Origin of the sequence: Paraglaciecola sp., assembly GCF_039964565.1 — a bacterium.
Taxonomy (GTDB): Bacteria; Pseudomonadota; Gammaproteobacteria; order Enterobacterales; family Alteromonadaceae; genus Paraglaciecola.
The window spans coordinates 25,823-42,824 of sequence record NZ_JBDVXF010000045.1 but is presented as its reverse complement, the minus strand read 5'-3'; the positions used below and the strand labels follow the sequence as shown (position 1 = coordinate 42,824).

The 17,002-nt window shown below is 41.5% G+C and carries 14 protein-coding genes; 5 read left to right on the top strand and 9 right to left on the bottom strand.

Features of this window, described 5'->3' with window-relative positions:
• Position 1: 1 nt before the first annotated feature.
• Positions 2–643 carry a bifunctional 4-hydroxy-2-oxoglutarate aldolase/2-dehydro-3-deoxy-phosphogluconate aldolase gene (locus ABJK37_RS22035; RefSeq protein ID WP_348358323.1) on the top strand — a complete coding sequence of 214 codons (642 nt, stop codon included), beginning with the start codon at positions 2–4 and terminating at the stop codon, positions 641–643.
• Positions 644–730: 87 nt separating this feature from the next.
• On the opposite strand, the gene ABJK37_RS22030 is transcribed toward ABJK37_RS22035, so the two are convergent.
• The 7 genes from ABJK37_RS22030 to argC all read right to left on the bottom strand — a co-directional run bounded on the left by ABJK37_RS22030 (position 731) and on the right by argC (position 8,327).
• A complete protein-coding gene (locus tag ABJK37_RS22030) occupies positions 731–1,420 on the bottom strand; it encodes a peptidylprolyl isomerase (RefSeq protein ID WP_348358321.1) in 690 nt (229 codons plus the stop codon).
• 128 nt (positions 1,421–1,548) lie between these two features.
• The gene (gene argA / locus ABJK37_RS22025; RefSeq protein ID WP_348358319.1) at positions 1,549–2,859 is read right to left on the bottom strand and encodes an amino-acid N-acetyltransferase; all 1,311 of its coding nucleotides are present in this window, start codon (positions 2,857–2,859) and stop codon (positions 1,549–1,551) included.
• Positions 2,860–2,871: 12 nt separating this feature from the next.
• A complete protein-coding gene (argH, locus tag ABJK37_RS22020; protein WP_348358317.1) occupies positions 2,872–4,242 on the bottom strand; it encodes an argininosuccinate lyase in 1,371 nt (456 codons plus the stop codon).
• Positions 4,242–5,489 (bottom strand): argininosuccinate synthase, encoded by a 1,248-nt coding sequence (locus tag ABJK37_RS22015; protein WP_215927599.1) that lies wholly within the window; start codon positions 5,487–5,489, stop codon positions 4,242–4,244. Before ABJK37_RS22015 ends, argH begins: the two co-directional genes overlap by 1 nt.
• 83 nt (positions 5,490–5,572) lie before the next feature.
• A complete protein-coding gene (locus tag ABJK37_RS22010; RefSeq protein WP_348358315.1) occupies positions 5,573–6,502 on the bottom strand; it encodes an ornithine carbamoyltransferase in 930 nt (309 codons plus the stop codon).
• 2 nt (positions 6,503–6,504) lie between these two features.
• Entirely contained in the window at positions 6,505–7,308 is an 804-nt protein-coding gene (gene argB, locus ABJK37_RS22005; protein WP_348358313.1) for an acetylglutamate kinase, read from the bottom strand.
• Positions 7,309–7,310: 2 nt separating this feature from the next.
• On the bottom strand, positions 7,311–8,327 hold the full coding sequence (argC, locus tag ABJK37_RS22000) for an N-acetyl-gamma-glutamyl-phosphate reductase (protein ID WP_348358311.1): 1,017 nt from the start codon (positions 8,325–8,327) through the stop codon (positions 7,311–7,313).
• A gap of 333 nt (positions 8,328–8,660) precedes the next feature.
• Between argC and argE the strand changes: the two genes are divergently transcribed.
• Entirely contained in the window at positions 8,661–9,806 is a 1,146-nt protein-coding gene (argE, locus tag ABJK37_RS21995) for an acetylornithine deacetylase (protein ID WP_348358309.1), read from the top strand.
• 57 nt (positions 9,807–9,863) lie between these two features.
• On the top strand, positions 9,864–10,271 hold the full coding sequence (locus tag ABJK37_RS21990) for a methylglyoxal synthase (RefSeq protein ID WP_348358307.1): 408 nt from the start codon (positions 9,864–9,866) through the stop codon (positions 10,269–10,271).
• A gap of 54 nt (positions 10,272–10,325) precedes the next feature.
• Here the strand turns inward: ABJK37_RS21990 and ABJK37_RS21985 are convergent, their stop codons facing one another.
• Both ABJK37_RS21985 and ABJK37_RS21980 read right to left on the bottom strand, forming a co-directional pair.
• The gene (locus ABJK37_RS21985; RefSeq protein WP_348358305.1) at positions 10,326–13,514 is read right to left on the bottom strand and encodes a glycoside hydrolase family 15 protein; all 3,189 of its coding nucleotides are present in this window, start codon (positions 13,512–13,514) and stop codon (positions 10,326–10,328) included.
• A gap of 329 nt (positions 13,515–13,843) precedes the next feature.
• The gene (locus tag ABJK37_RS21980; protein WP_348358303.1) at positions 13,844–14,665 is read right to left on the bottom strand and encodes a Spy/CpxP family protein refolding chaperone; all 822 of its coding nucleotides are present in this window, start codon (positions 14,663–14,665) and stop codon (positions 13,844–13,846) included.
• 149 nt (positions 14,666–14,814) lie between these two features.
• On the opposite strand from ABJK37_RS21980, the gene ABJK37_RS21975 reads away from it, so the two are divergent.
• Positions 14,815–15,510 carry a response regulator transcription factor gene (locus ABJK37_RS21975; protein WP_348358301.1) on the top strand — a complete coding sequence of 232 codons (696 nt, stop codon included), beginning with the start codon at positions 14,815–14,817 and terminating at the stop codon, positions 15,508–15,510.
• On the top strand, positions 15,507–16,913 hold the full coding sequence (locus ABJK37_RS21970) for an ATP-binding protein (protein ID WP_348358299.1): 1,407 nt from the start codon (positions 15,507–15,509) through the stop codon (positions 16,911–16,913). The genes ABJK37_RS21975 and ABJK37_RS21970 overlap by 4 nt, the downstream gene beginning before the upstream one ends.
• Positions 16,914–17,002 lie beyond the last annotated feature (89 nt).

Sequence of the window (17,002 nt, the reverse complement as noted above, 5' to 3'; positions counted from 1 at the left end):
AATGACTAAGAATTGGAAAATGACATCAGAAGAAATATTCAGCCAAGGGCCAGTTGTGCCAGTATTGGTAATTAAAGATGTTGAACATGCTGTACCTTTAGCGAAAGCACTAATCGCTGGTGGTATTCGTGTTTTAGAAGTGACATTGCGCACTGAAGCCGCGTTACAAGTAATTGCTAAGATTGCCAAAGAAGTGCCGGAAGCAATCATAGGCGCTGGAACGGTGACAAATCGTCAACAGTTGCAACAAGTTATAGATGCGGGTGCTAAGTTTGCTATTAGTCCTGGATTGACTACTGATTTGTTAAAAGCTGGAAACGAAGGCAGTATTGCATTGATTCCTGGCATTTCATCAATTTCAGAATTGATGACCGCTGTTGATCATGGCTATACACATTTGAAATTCTTCCCTGCCGAAGCCTCAGGTGGCGTGAAAGCCCTTAAAGCGATTGGTGGTCCATTCCCTGATATTAAGTTTTGCCCTACTGGCGGTATAAGCCCAAGTAATTATAATGATTATTTAGCTTTGCCCAGTGTGCGTTGTGCTGGTGGTTCATGGTTAGCGCCAGAAGACGCCATGGCTAACGGTGAGTGGGATAAAATTACTGAACTTGCTAAACAGGCGGTTGCAGGCGCAAATTAGAAATGTTTTGCCACTGAAATAAAAAAGTCGCTTAAGCGACTTTTTTATTGTCTATGAATTACAGGAAGCATTTAGTATTAAAGCAACTTATTTCACAGCAATAGTTGCTTTAATGATTGAAATTTCTTCGCTGACTTTACCACTTCTGGAGCCAAGCTTTTCTATTTTTTCCAACACGTCTAGACCTTGAGTAACTTCACCGAAAATTGTGTGTTTACCATCTAACCAAGGCGTTGCTGTGAAAGTGATGAAAAACTGACTGCCATCTGTGTCGGGGCCAGAATTTGCCATACTCAGCAACCCACCTTTATTATGTTTGGTGGTATCACTAAACTCACCAGCGTATTTGTAACCTGGATTGCCGCGTCCGGTTCCCAGAGGATCTCCACCTTGCGCCATAAACCCGGGAATAACACGATGGAATATAGTGTTGTCATAAAATCCAAGGGAGGTTAAATATAAGGTGCTAGACACATGTTTAGGGGCAATGTCAGGCATTAATTCAATGCTAATGTCACCGTGACTCGTTGTTAACTGCCATAGATAAGTTTTGCCGGGGTCAAACCCAAATTCAGGGGGCTGAGGTAACGATGTTTTCCAGTTCTCTTGAGTTTTATCAATGTTCTGTTGGGTAATAAATTGTTGGGTCTGTTTGATTGCTTGGTCTTGAAATAGATCGCAACCGCTAAATAGAATGCTAATAAAAATGCCAGTGAAAATTATTGGTTTGCGGATCAGGTTTGGATACATTGTTGACCTATTGATTGAAGTATTCATCGCCATAGCTTAAACATTTTGGGTGGGTGTGGAAAGTTGATTTTTTGATGTTCTAAAAACAACCTGTCCACAAAGTAGGCCGGCTAATTCGCAATGGGCAACCGTTTTTTTACCATAATTTGGCGTGTCTAAAGGGGTAATACAAACACTTTGGAATTACGCTGAAAATTGTATAGCTGTTTCTTTTTATCAGGTAAGTCTTCTAAACTGGCTCGAACAAAGCCTTGTTCTTGAAACCAATGTGAAGTGACGGTTGTGAGCACAAAAATAGATTGCAAACCTTGAGCTCGAGCTTGTCGTTTGATTGAGTCTAATAGTCGCTCGCCTCTGTTACCGCCACGATAATCGTAATGGGTAGCGACACAGGCTAATTCTCCCATTTTTTCTTCTGCGTATGGATAGAGAGCGGCACACGCGATAGTCATACCATCACGTTCAATCAAGGCAAATTGGGTGATTTCTTGCTCTAGGTGTTCCCTAGAACGTTTTACCAAAATGCCTTTTTCTTCTAAGGGTTTGATTAATTTTAGGATCCCACCCACATCTTCAATGTTAGCTTGGCGTAGTTGTTCGTAAGACGTTTGCGACACCAATGAACCAGCGCCATCACGGGTAAATAACTCTTGTAGTAAAGCGCCATCCTGACGATAACTTACGGTATGACAACGGCTAATGCCTGCTTGCAAACTCGATACAATAGCTTGTAGCGATTGTTTTTCAGCAGCGTAAAAAGGCTCTTCTAACATATCGTAGAGTTCGTGTAGTTCTAAATTCCGTAATAACCGTCCTTCTTGACTTACAATGCCGTCTTGATGATTAAATAATATAAGTTTGTCGGCTTTGAGCGCAATGGCTGCCTTTGTCGCCACGTCTTCGTGAGACAAATTAAACACCTCTCCAGTTGATGAATATCCCATTGGAGATAACAACACTATGGAGCCGTCATTTAGATGGTCGTTAATACCGTCGACATCAATACGTCTTACAACACCGGTATTTTCAAAATCCACTCCGTCACGGACACCTACAGGCATTGCGACTACTAAGTTGCCAGAGCACACTCGAATATGAGCTCCATGCATGGGGGAGTTAGCCAGTCCCATTGTTAATAGTGCTTCTACTTGGGCTCGCACTGAACCTGCCGCGTCTTTGACGCACTCAAGGGTTTGTTTGTCTGTGATTCGAATTTCTTGATGAAACCGTTTAGGCAGGCTTCTCAAAGCGACTCTTTGATCAATTTGTGGTCGCGCACCATGTACTAAAACTAAACGTACGCCTAAGCTATTTAACAAAGCAATATCGTGAATGATATTAGCAAAGTTAGCTTCTTCGATAGCTTCACCACCAAACATCAAAACGAAGGTTTTACCCCTATGAGCGTTGATGTAAGGCGCGGAATTACGAATGATTTTTACGCTATCGATATGTGAGACGACCACAATTTGTCCTTATTAACTTTGAGCTAGTTCAGCGTTTAAGGCTGCTGTAACGGGTTCGATACCTGTGCCACCTAAAATGTTACGTTTATCTACTAAATATTCGAGTTGTAATATTTCGTAGACATCGTCTTCAATTAAGTCCGAGTACTGTTTTAATTCAGCAACACTCATTTCTTCGATGGCTTTTTTCTGTTCTAACGCTGCCAGTACCACTTGACCAGAGATATCGTGGGCCGTTCTAAAGGGGATACCTTTTGCCACGAGATAGTCAGCTAGTTCGGTTGCATTGGCATAGCCTTCGCGGGCGGCTTTAGCGCATCGCTCAGCGTCTAACTGAATGCTATCTACGACTTCGCAAGCGATACATAAGCAGATGTGCCACTGTGTAACTGCATCAAGCAAACCTTCTTTGTCTTCTTGCATATCTTTGTTATAGGCAAGAGGTAAGCCCTTCATAGTAACCAACATGCCTTGCAAACTGCCGAATACTCGGCCACATTTGCCACGCATCAGTTCGAGAGCATCAGGGTTTTTCTTTTGGGGCATCAATGAAGATCCTGACGTCACCTCATCGCCTAAGGTAATAAAGCCCGCCTCACCAGAGTTGAAGAAAATTAAGTCTTCCGCCATACGTGACATATGCATCATGCTAGTACTGGCAACAAATAAAAGTTCCAATACAAAGTCACGATCAGATACCGCATCTAAGCTATTTAAGCAGGGACTATCAAAACCTAAGTCGCTGGCAATTTCATGGCGGTCAATAGGGTAGGTTGTACCTGCAAGCGCACCGCAGCCAAGTGGTGATTGATTTAAGCGTACGCGTAAGTCTCGTAAACGACTAAGATCACGCTTAAACATTTCAACATATGCCAAACACCAGTGTGGGTAACGTACTGGTTGAGCTCGCTGTAAGTGGGTGTAACCCGGCAAGATAACCGTTTTGTTGTTGCTCGCCGTGCCAACTAAAGACCTTTTAACGTTTTCTATATCGTCAATTAAAAGGTCAATGTGTTCACGAGTCCACAGTTTAAAGTCGGTGGCCACTTGGTCATTTCGACTACGACCCGTGTGTAATTTGCGGGCAATATCGCCAAGTTGCTCTATTAACGTGGCTTCGACAAAACTATGGATGTCTTCTTCATTACTTGCTTCGAAATCTAAGGTGCCAGCTTCGGCTTTAACCAACAAAGCTTGAAGTGCATCTTCAAGCTGCTGTTGCTCGCTTTGCGTTAACACACCAGCCTTATAAATGGCTTTGGACCAAGCAATTGAACCACGAATATCTTGACTCGCAAGTGCACGGTCGAAGGGCAACGAATCGTTCACCCTCCTAAACATCGCACTGCTGCCGTCTTGGAAACGTCCGCCCCACAAACTCATTATTCGATACCTGTGTTTTTGTAAGCTAACCCACGTTTATTCAGCGCATCGATGCGACTAGACAAACTGAATAAACGAATAAAACCTTCGGCATGGCGTTGATCGTAAACATCGTCAGCACCGAAGGTGGCAAAATCTTCAGAATAGAGACTATTCGGTGAGCTTCTTTGGGTGACTGTGGCTTGACCTTTATAAAGTTTGACGACAATTTCGCCCGTCACTTTCTGAGCAAAACTTGCGGCACCGGCTAACAAGGCATCGTTTAACGCAGTAAACCAACGTCCGTCATACATTACATGAGAATATTCTAAACCAATTTGTTCACGGTATTTAAGTGAAGCTTTATCAAGCACTAAACACTCTAGTGCTTTATAGGCTTTCATCATCACTGTACCGCCTGGTGTTTCGTAACAACCGCGAGACTTCATGCCTACTAAGCGGTTTTCCACAATATCAATTCGACCCACACCATGTGCAGCGGCAATGCTGTTAAGTTTCATCAATACGCCGTATGGCGTTAGGGTTTCACCATTTACTTTAGTGAGCTTACCTTCTTCAAAGCTTAGTTGGACACGTTCTGCTTCGTCTGGAGCATCTTCAGGATCGACTGTCATGGTCCAAATTTGTTTCGTAGGCTCACACCATGGATCTTCTAGTTCTCCCCCTTCATGGGAGATATGCCATGCATTAGCATCACGGCTATATATCTTAGTGACCGAGGCAGTGGTTTCGATTTCACGCTCGGCTAAATAGTTTAGTAAGTCTTCACGAGATACCATATCCCACTCACGCCATGGCGCAATTACCGTAAGCTCCGGTGCGAGGGCGGCAAACGTGCCTTCAAAACGTACTTGGTCGTTTCCTTTACCAGTACAACCATGACATAGTGCATCGGCTCCGATGCTAAGGGCTAGTTCTACTTGTGCCTTCGCAATGATCGGCCTGGCCATTGAAGTACCAAGTAAATATTCACCTTCGTACACCGCGCCAGTCGTAATGGTGGGATAAATGTAGTCGGAAACAAATTGTTCTTTTAAATCGACGATATAACATTCGCTAGCGCCAGTTTTTAGCGCCTTTTCACGCAATCCAACTAGTTCTTCATCACCTTGACCGACATCTGCAGCAAAGGCGATAACCTCGCACTTGTAGTTTTCGATTAACCACGGAATGATCGCCGAAGTATCTAATCCGCCTGAGTACGCTAGTACCACCTTTTTGATGGGTTTGTTTTTTGCAATTGCCATGATGTTTCCTATCTTTAATTTTTTAATAAAGCGATGAATTACTCATCCTTTACCCATTATTTGTTTTTACAATTTGTTTAACGCTAGTTTCTAGGTTCAAAGTCTTTTGCTAACAACTCGACTAAAACCGCATTCTGGCCATGCATTCTATTTTCAGCTTGTTGCATTAACAAGGACTGCTCACCGTCAATTAAGCTGCCGCTGATTTCTAGATCGCGATGCGCAGGTTGACAATGCATAACGTAATCGGCGCCGGTTTTTTCCATTAATTCTTCGGTAATTTCGTAGCCAGAAAATGTGTCCTTTATTTCAGCTAGAGGTGTGTCATCACCCATAGATAACCATGTGTCTGTGTACAATACTTGTGCACCTAGAGCTGCATTAACATCGGTACTGACAGTTAACTTTCCGCCGTATAGCGTTGCACGTTGTTCGGTCAACTCGATTATCTTAGGATCCACTTCGTATCCTTTAGGCGTAATCACTATAACTTCGCAACCAAGGGCGACGCCGACTAACATCAATGAATGAGTAACGTTGTTTCCATCACCAATGTAGGCTAACTTTACTTGGCTTAAATCATCGTAATGTTCACTAATAGTCAAGTAGTCCGCTACGGCTTGGCAGGGATGGTATGTATCACACAGTGCATTGATTACAGGTACGCTAGCTGACTCAGCCAATTGTTCTAAAGTGCTGTGGGCAAATACTCGAGAGACAATAGCGTCGGCCCAGCAAGCTAGATTGGCACCCATGTCTTTGACATCTTCCCTACCTGCCAATTTATTGGATTGGCTATCAAGATACACCATATGACCACCTAACTTATTGATACCAATATCAAAACTTACTCGGGTGCGTAATGAAGGTTTTTCAAACAAGGCAACTATCGATTTGCCATCTAGAGCTGTTCGATATCCCGCAGGGTTACTTTTTATGGTTTTAGCCAAAGCTAATAAACTGTGTAATTGGTCTGCGGTCCAATCTCTAAATGAAAGTAGATCTTGTTTCATAATCAAGCCTTGTTAGTAGGTGTATTTGTTTGGGGGGAGATTTTGCTGCCTATTGCTTGCTGTTGCAACAAACCTAGCAGCTTTTCTGAATCTTTCCAGCTGGCAATAGTCACGCTTTGACCTAAGCTATTAGCCGCCGTCAATGCGGCATTGACTTTGACTATCATACCATCACGGATTACGTTTTGTGCAATGAGAGAATTTATATGCTCGGAATCTAACTGACCAATTAAATTTTTATTGGCGTCTAAAACACCTGGTACGTCAGACAACAGCAATAACTCAGCGTCCAATAATTGCGCTATAACTGTAGCAGCTTGGTCTGCATTTACATTAAGTAGGTTTCCGTCACTATCCGCACCTATTGAACTAATAATCGGTAACATATGTGTGGCTGCTAAAGCTTTCAACAACGTAGCATCCCCCGCTTCAACTGAACCCACAGCTCCTAATTCTTCACGCATAATACTTGCTTTACACATCTTTCCGTCTAACAAACTGAGTCCAACTGGACTGATGCCGGCTTTGATAGCTAATCCGCAAAGCTGTTTATTCGCAGTGCCAGCAAGCGCACCCGTGATGTAAGGCATATGTTCTTTGGGAGTGACCCTTAAACCATCGATTTTTTGACTGCTAAGATTAAGTGCAAACAATAATTCTTCCACCATGGCACCACCACCGTGAACCAACACTACAATGTAATTCTGCTGCAGTTCGCGGATTGTCGTTAGCAATGCCAGAGCAGAATCCTCTGCCTGCATAAATGCGCCACCCACCTTGATGACCAGTATATTTTTATTACTCATTGTTAATTCACTAATCCCATATGTGAGTCAAAACCAAAACGTAAATTAGCACATTGTAATGCTTGTGAGGCTGCGCCTTTTAATAAATTATCTATGGCACTAGTAACCACCAAATAGCCAGTTTTATTGTCCAATTTCCAAAACAGGTCACAGTATGGTGTACCTACTACATCATCTATTTTAGGCCAAGTGTTTCTGAGCCTTATAATTGGATTGTCTTGGTAAGCTTGTTGATACGCCTCTGCTATTTGTTGTTCCGTTACCTTATCTGCAGTTTTAATGGTAATGGTTGCCAAGATACCACGTTTGAAATTACCTAAATGAGGAGTAAAAATGACCTCAGTACCTAAATAATCGGCAATTTCTGGTTGATGCCTGTGGCCTAACACTCCGTAAGCATGCAAGCTTACTTCCGTAAAGCTACTGTTTAATGAAGCCTTTCTACCAGCTCCAGAGACGCCGGATACTGCGTTGATAATGGGTAGATGAGTGCTATCAATTAAGGCATTTTTCTGTAAAGGCTTGAGCGCAGTTAAAGAAGCCGTTGGATAACATCCCGGTACCGCAACCAAGTTTGCGTCACTAATTTGTTCTTGATGCCAATCTGCTAGGCCATACACGGCTTGTGCTAATAGCTTATCAGCGTGATGTTCAAAGCCATAATAGTCAGCGAATTTGACTTTGTCTTTGATCCTAAAAGCACCAGATAAGTCCATTATTATGGCTTTTTTGCCACACAACTCTTTCATCCACTTATGGCTAGCTTCATGCGGGGTGGCTAGAAATATTAAATCAAAGCTGTCAGATAAGACTGATAAATTGTTCTCATCTATAGGCTGAAGAGGTAGTGTTATTAGATTAAAAAACTGTGGGTGAATATCTCCCAAAGATTTCCCCGCATCTGCACTATTGCTGGAAACGTACAAAGCGGCTAATTCAAATTGAGTATGGCCATGGACTAAAGCGGCCAATTCAGCGCCAGTATAACCACTGGCTCCGATAATACAGGTTTTGATCATTGGAAATTTTCTCTAAAGGCTCAATGTGAGCATTGTACTAAATTATGAGGATAAAAATAAAAAGCACTCTTTGCTCAAACAGTTAGTTTAAAGCAAAGAGTGAGCTATACGCTACAGCATCGACTATCGTCGAAACAACAAGCTGGCGAAGCTAGGCAGGGAAATAAACTGGAATATAAATGGGTACATATACGTTATCTAACCAAAACAAGTTAAAGTAATAAGTGTCTTCAATAATCGACATTTACGAATAGTCGATTTTGATTGGCCTATATAATGTCATGTGTTATATATTTATGCAATAAAAGTGAATAATTATTTAATTGAGTGTTTATGCCAAATTTATCTTTCTTAGAACACTATAAAGAAATCATTGAATGCCCGTCAATTAGTGCATTTGATGAAAAAATAGATCAATCAAATGAGCCATTAATAGCGATGCTATCGGGTTGGTTTAGCGAACTAGGGTTTTCCATAACTATTCAGAAAGTACCTAGTACTCGTAATAAATTTAATATGTTAGCCAAAATAGGCAGCGGTGAAGGGGGATTACTGCTTTGTGGTCACTCAGACACTGTACCTTTTGATGAAGGGGCTTGGCAGTCTGACCCATTTAAAGTCAAACAGGCAGATGGAAAATTATTTGGCTTAGGTAGTTGTGATATGAAAGGTTTTTTTGCTTTCATTCTTGAGGCGTTAAAAACTATTCCCCTCAATAAATTGAAAAAACCCTTGTATGTACTTGCCACCGCTGACGAGGAAACGTCAATGGCTGGGGCGCGTTTTTTTGCCGAGCAACAGCTAATAAAGCCTAATATGGCGATTATTGGTGAGCCAACAGAACTCGTTCCAATTTATAAACATAAAGGACATATCGCCCAAAGTTTAAATATCCAAGGAAAAGCAGGGCACTCTAGCGACCCTGACAAAGGCGTGAATGCCATTGAAATAATGTATCAGGCGATTGGTCAGCTAATGGATTTACAAAACCGATTAAAAGCGAAGTTTCATGACGAGGCGTTTAGCGTACCCCATGTCACTATGAATTTAGGGCATATTCATGGTGGCGACGGTGAAAATCGAATTTGTGGACACTGCAAACTTAATTTTGACTTGCGCGCCGTGCCAGAATTGAGCGATGAGCAAGCGCTTGCATTAATTGACGAAGCATTAGCACCAGTAAAAATCAAATATCCCAATCGCCTAAGTTTGGATTTGATGTATCCAACAGCCCCTGCTTTTGCGTGCCGAGATGAACAAAATATTTTAGCGCTAGCTGAACAACTCACAGGTAAAAAATTTCAAAGTGCCAATTATGCAACTGAAGCCCCATTTATTAATCAACTAGGCTGCGACACCATTGTTTTAGGGCCAGGTAGCATTAATCAAGCGCATCAACCTGACGAATTTATTTCGTTGGACTACGTTAATCCAACGGTGCATATTTTGCAGCAAATGATTCACAAAGTGTGTTGCTAACCCAGCTTGTTATATAAATGCTAGATTGAAATTTTTTGAATTAAGGTTTGAAACAAAATGCAAAAAACTATCGCTTTGGTTGCCCATGATCATAAAAAGCCAGATTTAATTAAGTGGTCTTTGGTGCATAAAACTGAATTGAGTAAACATAAATTAGTCGCAACCGGCACTACCGGAGGTTTATTACAAAAAGAACTAGGACTCGCAATTCACTGTTTTAAGAGTGGCCCATTAGGAGGGGACCAACAAATAGGCGCACTAATCGCAGAAGGGAAGTTAGATTGTTTGATATTTTTTTGGGATCCTCTTAATCCGGCTCCCCATGATCCTGACGTAAAAGCATTATTAAGATTGTGCTCGGTGTGGAATGTACCCGTCGCTTGTAATGTGTCGACAGCAGATATGCTAATGACTTCAACTGCGTTTACAGGTGAAGAATATCAGCGCGAAATTCCAAATTTGTGAAAGCATAGAATACCACTGAGCGTTAGTGAATAAAGCTCAGTGGCATTTAAAGTTTTACTCAACTGGCCGGACAGTTAACAGATGATTCAAGGCCGAAATGATAAAGGTTGTGCTATGAGCTGGAGATTGTTGATAAAAACGCTCCCACGCATGACTTTTATGTTCATCATAGTGCTGTTGTCTTTCTGGAAATTCCTCAACGTAAGCTAGATTGACCGCATGGCCGATAGTTACGTCAATTACAATGGCTTCCTCCACTTTTAAACTAGGATTTTGTTTGAAGAAACTAGCTAAGGCTGTGAGTGTTTCAATGGTGAGTTGTCGATACTCAGCAGAGTGAATATTATTAAACATATGCTCGATTAATAATGCGAATGCTTGCTCTCCCTCGGTCATATCGCTCAACACTAAGTCACTACTAAGTCGATTGCGTTTATCCATTTTGTTGCCAATAACTAGCCCGCTAGTGTGTTTTAAAACACTCCAAATTTGAGCTAGAAAGTCCGCAGATCGACGGTCGAGTATGCCTTGGTGTTGGCGCCAGGCTAACCAACCATCATTAGGTGTTTTTAGCTGCTCTAACCCCAAGTTTTGTTGCCAATTGAGTTCTTCAACATTACCTTGGGCATGTAGCGCTTCGAGTTTTTGAGGAAGATCTGCTAGGGTTTGATAGTTCTCTAATACTGCCTCTAAGCGTGATTGAATTTCAGAAGGAGGCATATCCATTAATATTTCATAGGCCTCGTCTGATGTGGTGTTATTAGCTCTAGTAATTTGACTGGTGAGCAACACTATCAACAGACTCACTCGTAATGTTAATAGTTCGCGGAATAATTCAGGTCTAGCTTTAATTAATAGGCCCAGATACAACAGTACTTCTTGAGTAAGGACTTGATCTCGGACATCTTCACGGCAAAATTGCACGACCCGCTGCATCAATTCTTCGTCAGTTAACGGTCGTGTTATCAAGGACTCATCGTGATAGGAGCGACCCACTTGGATAAATTTCTGAGCAACAAGTAAATCACCAACAGCTAAACCAATGTCACCATCAATTTTACCAAGTAACCCTGCCGCTTGGCGCAATACTGACCAAAGTCGCAATCGTCCTGCTTGGGCATACACCTCTTCAATTAAGTCATGCAAACTTCGTCTTTGGTTATGAAGTGATATTGTAGAATCTATAGCTTGTAGCTCAACCAACTTTGTTAGCAACGCAATTTGTTGATACAAGTTAGTGGCTTCGGTCAACTTCCCTTGTAATAGACCAATGTCCTTGCTCAAGGCAATGTCAAGTTCTTCGTTCGGTGACAATTGTTTGTGTTTGCCCGCTAAGGTCAATACACAAGATTGAGACATGAGGTTGTCTAGTGGCCTTTCTGGTAAGGTGAGATCCTTTAAATACTCAACATGTTCAACCGCGGCAGTGTTGATTAACTGAGCCATAATGTCGTGACGCACAGGAATTGAGTCTACTTCACCGCTGGCTATCTCTTTCATCAGGGCATAAAAGGTGGTGCGATCGGTATCCAATAAGTTGTGAGTGAGTAGAACTGTTACCGTTGGTCTGCCTAACTCTGTCCAATTGCGGTACAGATATTTAAGCTCTGACTTAAAACGCCGCACCAAAAATTCAATATCGTAACTGAGGAAAAAGTCGCGCTGAATAAATGAAGGTGTCAGACAAATTGCTCTTTGTTTGCCCATCATATAGACACGGCTGGTGGTTAAGCTTTTAAGTTTTCTAGGCGTGCGTCCAGAAAGCCCCAATACTTCACATTTACCTATTTGCGCATGTATGCTTGCAATATCTTCAGGGCGGTAGACCTGTACCGGTGAGATATCCGATAGAGCTTGAGTTGGCACGCCATGAGCTTCTAATTCTTGTTGCAATACTGGGTCTTCAGCTAAAAACATAAGCTGGACGACTGGCTTTTTAGGTATTTTGTATTGTCTGCGACCGAGAGGGTCCAAATCCCCCGGACGTAACAGTCCGTCTTGGAGCAAACATCCTAGCAAATACAAACTTTGCGCCCATACCAAAGGTACGTTGTCATTGGGCTCACGTTGCTGTGAGCCAGGATTTAAACGCTCTTGTTCGACACAATCTTCAGTAACAAAATACAATTCAGGTAATAACTTTTGACCATTTTGCTCTACCAAAACCGCATCAAGTTTAGCGCGATAATGGGCTATTTGTTGGCTATCATCGCGAAAAATAGCGTCTAAATACAAATAAGTGTAAAACAGCGGCCACTCCGATTCGATATGTTCAAATTGCTTCAATTCTTGCTCTTCGTAGTGCAACCTGCCTTCATCTTCGAGAGAGGTTTGATGCCCGTCTCGCAAAAAACGCTTGAGCCCATAGTTACCTTCTAATTTGCTGATAATATCGTTACGCACTTTGTCTGCAAGCACCGGATCGTCGACTGCAAAAGCGGGATAGCCAACAATGCTAAGTAAGGCCGCATCGGTTTCTTTGGTATTGGATTCCCGAGGCAACATGGTAGTTAAGGTAATATTAGACTGAGCAATATTGTCAGGTATGACGTGTATAACACTAGATTGTGAACCTTTTGCACCAAATAGATTGAAGCCAGATAGTGCCTCTAAGGCGGCCTTAGCCATGCCTAGCGAACTGGCATTTAACTCCACATTACCACTATTACTTTTGGCTCCTCGTTCCCAAATACCAAAATCGGGTGTGCGGTAAGCCCGTTCAATGTAATACACTAAATTTTGTACAAAACTGACTTCTTCGTTGGTCCAGATTATCTCTAGTCCAGAGGCAATCATTTGAGTTAGAGTTAATAGAAACACAGACGTCGCATCGACTTGCAAATGCCCCCATTCATCATCACCCACAACACTATCGCCAGTGGCCGTATCGTATTTGGCATGTAACGCGTCTATGGGTTGTCGACTCTTCTTAAATTTTTCAACTTTAGCCGACTGCGCCATCATTGAACGCAACAACGCGCGCATCAATTTTACTGTGCGTTGTTGCAGTTCGAAACCTCGTCCGCCGTCGTCGTCTAAGTTACGATAAGCTAAAGCAAGGCCCCATACAGCCAAAATACTGTAGACGTTGTCGCGAACCCATGCATCTTGGTAATTACCATGCACGGTCACCGCTGTACTGGCGGGGAGTAGACCTGATATTGGGTGTTGTTTATCGAGTATGACCGATTGAATTTGGCCATAATATTGCTCAAGACTGGTTCGTAATTCGATGTCTTGCATAATGGCTCCTTATCGCCCAGTAATCTATTCAAGAAAGTTTAGTTTAACTATTAGCCTAAATTATTGATCGCTAATGTAACTGGTAGCCAGCGTTATTTGATGTTTTAGCCAACTTGGAGATGGATTATTTTGATATATCCTGGAGCAATGACGTTAAATTAGTCTAAGCAGTGAAGTACCATCTAATATGGTTTATTAAGGCAAAAACTTACCTAAGCAATGTTGTAGGTGTTTTAGGTAGATATTTTCCGATATTTTATAAGGGCGATCCCTACCTCTACAAATGAAACAACCGCAATAAATGCGGTTGTTAAAGATGGGTTCGTTATTTAAACAGATTCTTGTTTACGGTGTTTTTTACCCTTCTTTTTGTTCTTAAACTTTTCAAATTTTTCTATCATTTTGGTTTGTTGCTCCGAAGTCATAACATTCCAAATATCATGTTTACTTTTGGTCTTTAGTAGAGCCATAGCCTCAAAGTCAGATTGATACTCACTGTTAAGGGCTTGCCATGTGTCAGCACTAAATTCTGCACTTTGAATTAGTGACTGCTCAGCTTGTTTATACTGTTGTAATTTAGTCTTGATTGCTTTGCTATTTTCCTTCTCTGCCGTTTTAATGGCTTCTACAGAGGCAAGCTGCGCATCAGATAAATCAAGACGTTTTAGCATCTTGCCTTTTCGCTTACCTTTTCCTTTTCTGTCGGAATTTTTGGCATCCCGCTTGGCTTTATGAGCTTCTAGCTGTGCTACAAATTCAGCTTGTTGAGTTTCGGTCAATAAGTTCCAAACCTGGTGCTTACTGGTTGCTCGTTGTAGTGCTTTTTCTTGCATTAGAGATTGACGTTGAGAGATAGCACTTTCTACCGCTTCTTGGTCCCACTCTGAGGATTGAACTAAGCTACGAAGATCTGTTTGCAATGATTTTCCATCGGCGCTATATACGTCTCGGTCTTCTCGGTTTTGTTTTAAAATCTGTTTGATATCTTGCTTTTGAGTATCCGTTAAAGATAATTCAGATAAAATTTGTCGCATTCCATCATGCTTTTGATGATGTCCTTTCTTAGCCAATGTAGGTGCTGCTATGGCAAGCGTTAAACATAGCGCAATAGGTGTTAATGTAGTTTTAACTAACGTCTTAAAAGTTCTCATATTTTCGTCCTCTTGTTTAGTTGCTAGTAAGTCTAGCGAATGTAATGCAAAGAAACGCAAAGGGAATGTAAAGCTTGTGTAAATGCACCATGTTGGACAATATACACTGAGTTATAGTGTCATCAGCTTTCGAATACTTGAGGACAGATATGCCTGCTAAAAAACTATTATTTATCGACGATGACTTGGAGTTAACCGAGTTATTAAAAGAATACCTCACACCCCAAGGATACGAAATAGATGTGGCCCATGATGGAGAAGCCGGTTTAAGTTTAGCGACCTCTAACAAACATTACGACCTTATTTTATTGGACGTCATGTTACCTAAACTAGACGGTTTTGAAGTATTAAAAAAACTCCGAGTTAGTCACCTTACCCCAGTGTTAATGCTGACGGCTAAGGGAGATGATTACGATAAAATATTTGGCCTAGAAATGGGTGCCGATGATTATTTAGCTAAACCTTTTAATCACAGAGAGTTGTCAGCAAGAATAAAAGCATTGGTGCGTAGAATGGCTTTATTACCAAGCGGCAATGTGCAGCAAAATTTAATTTTAGGTAATGTTGAACTCTCCCCGGCGGCGCAGCAGGTGACCTGTGCAAACAATATTGTCGAATTAACCGGTACCGAATATTCAATTTTACATCTTTTAATGGTCAATAGCGGCAGTTTAGTCAGTAAAGAAGACATCAGTGAAAAAGTGTTGGGTAAAAAACTGGCGGCATTTGACCGCAGTATAGATATGCATGTGAGTAATCTTCGCAAAAAATTAGCTGTTTTTAGTCCTGAAGAAAAAATCAAAACTCATCGCGGCGCTGGTTATCTGTATGTGGTGCCTGCATGATACGGCTAAGTCGGTTCAATCCAGCTAAGAGTTTATTCTTTAAGGTGTTTTTGTGGTTTTGGTTAGCCACTTTATTGATCTTTATTAGTTCAATTTGGTTAGCTAACCAACTAGGTTCTGAGGCTAGTTATCGTCCATTGAATTCAATGCAGCATAAAGATTTAAGAATATTGACGAATAAAATACAAAAACAAATTGATAGGAGCGAAAAAGGTTTCGAGCTTAAAAAGTTGTTAAATAAAGTCAGTAGCCGAAACCGTTTTAGTTTAGTTTTATTTGATCCAGCGACACGGGAAATTGTGCATAGCGTGGCTAGGAGCAGAAGATTTAAAAACGAAATGTTTGATGATTTTAATTTGCAGAGCTCGCCGCTATTCTTGGATGTCGCAGGCCTGTCTATTGTTGGTCCAGGCATAATAACGATAGAAAAAGCTAAATACATGCTATTTATGGTCGCCCCTAGACCGGGTGGTAGTTTACGTGTGGTGCGTCACGAATATCCGGGGATTTTTATTCTGTTTTTGATCACCATCAGTATGGGGCTATGTTATTTGTTTGTACGTGGTCTACTCAATCCAATCGCACAACTCAGCCTCGCATCTAAACAAATGGCAGCAGGTGAAATGGGAGTACGTGTCGCTAAAACGAGTAAGCGTTTAGATGAAATTGGTCAACTTGGGCGGGATTTCAATTATATGTCTGAACAGGTCGAAAGTTTACTTAGCAGTCAGAAGAGATTATTAGCAGATATTTCGCACGAACTACGTACTCCTCTGACTCGTTTGCAGTTGTCCATTGGCATTGCCCAGCAACAGAATGAGTCTGATATGTCGGCCAATATGTTGGCCGCGTTAGAAAGAATCGAAAAAGAGTCACTAAAAATTGAAGAGATGATTTCTCAAGTATTGTTGTTATCTAGACTGGATAATAAACAGCCTATTCAAAATTTAGAGTCGGTTAGTCTTGAAAAAATAATGACTCCTCTTATGGAAGATGCACAATTTGAAGCTGCGCAAAAAGATAAAAAGTTAATTTATCAGGTTGGAGAAAATATCAGTATTTATGCAGAGCCACAGTTATTATGCAGTGCAATTGAAAATATCTTACGTAATGCCATTTACTACTCAAATCATCTCATCGAAGTTTCTGTTTCAAAACAACAAGATTGCGTAGTTTGGATAATCGAAGATGATGGAAACGGTATCGAAGAAAGTCAATTGGATAGAATATTTGAAGCCTTTTATCGCGAATCTACTGCTCGAGATAGAAACAGTGGTGGCGTAGGATTAGGTTTGGCAATTGCCCAACGTGCCATAGCTAAGCATCAAGGTTTTATAGAGGCCAGCAATAAACCTCAAGGTGGGTTGCGTGTGAAGATATCCATACCTTATGATAAAAGTTAAATGGCAAAGGTTAAATTGCAGCTGCGTGTGCAGGTTTGTAGTAATGGGAATTAAAAAGCTCGGCGCTTTTTATTGCAACTGATTCAGTG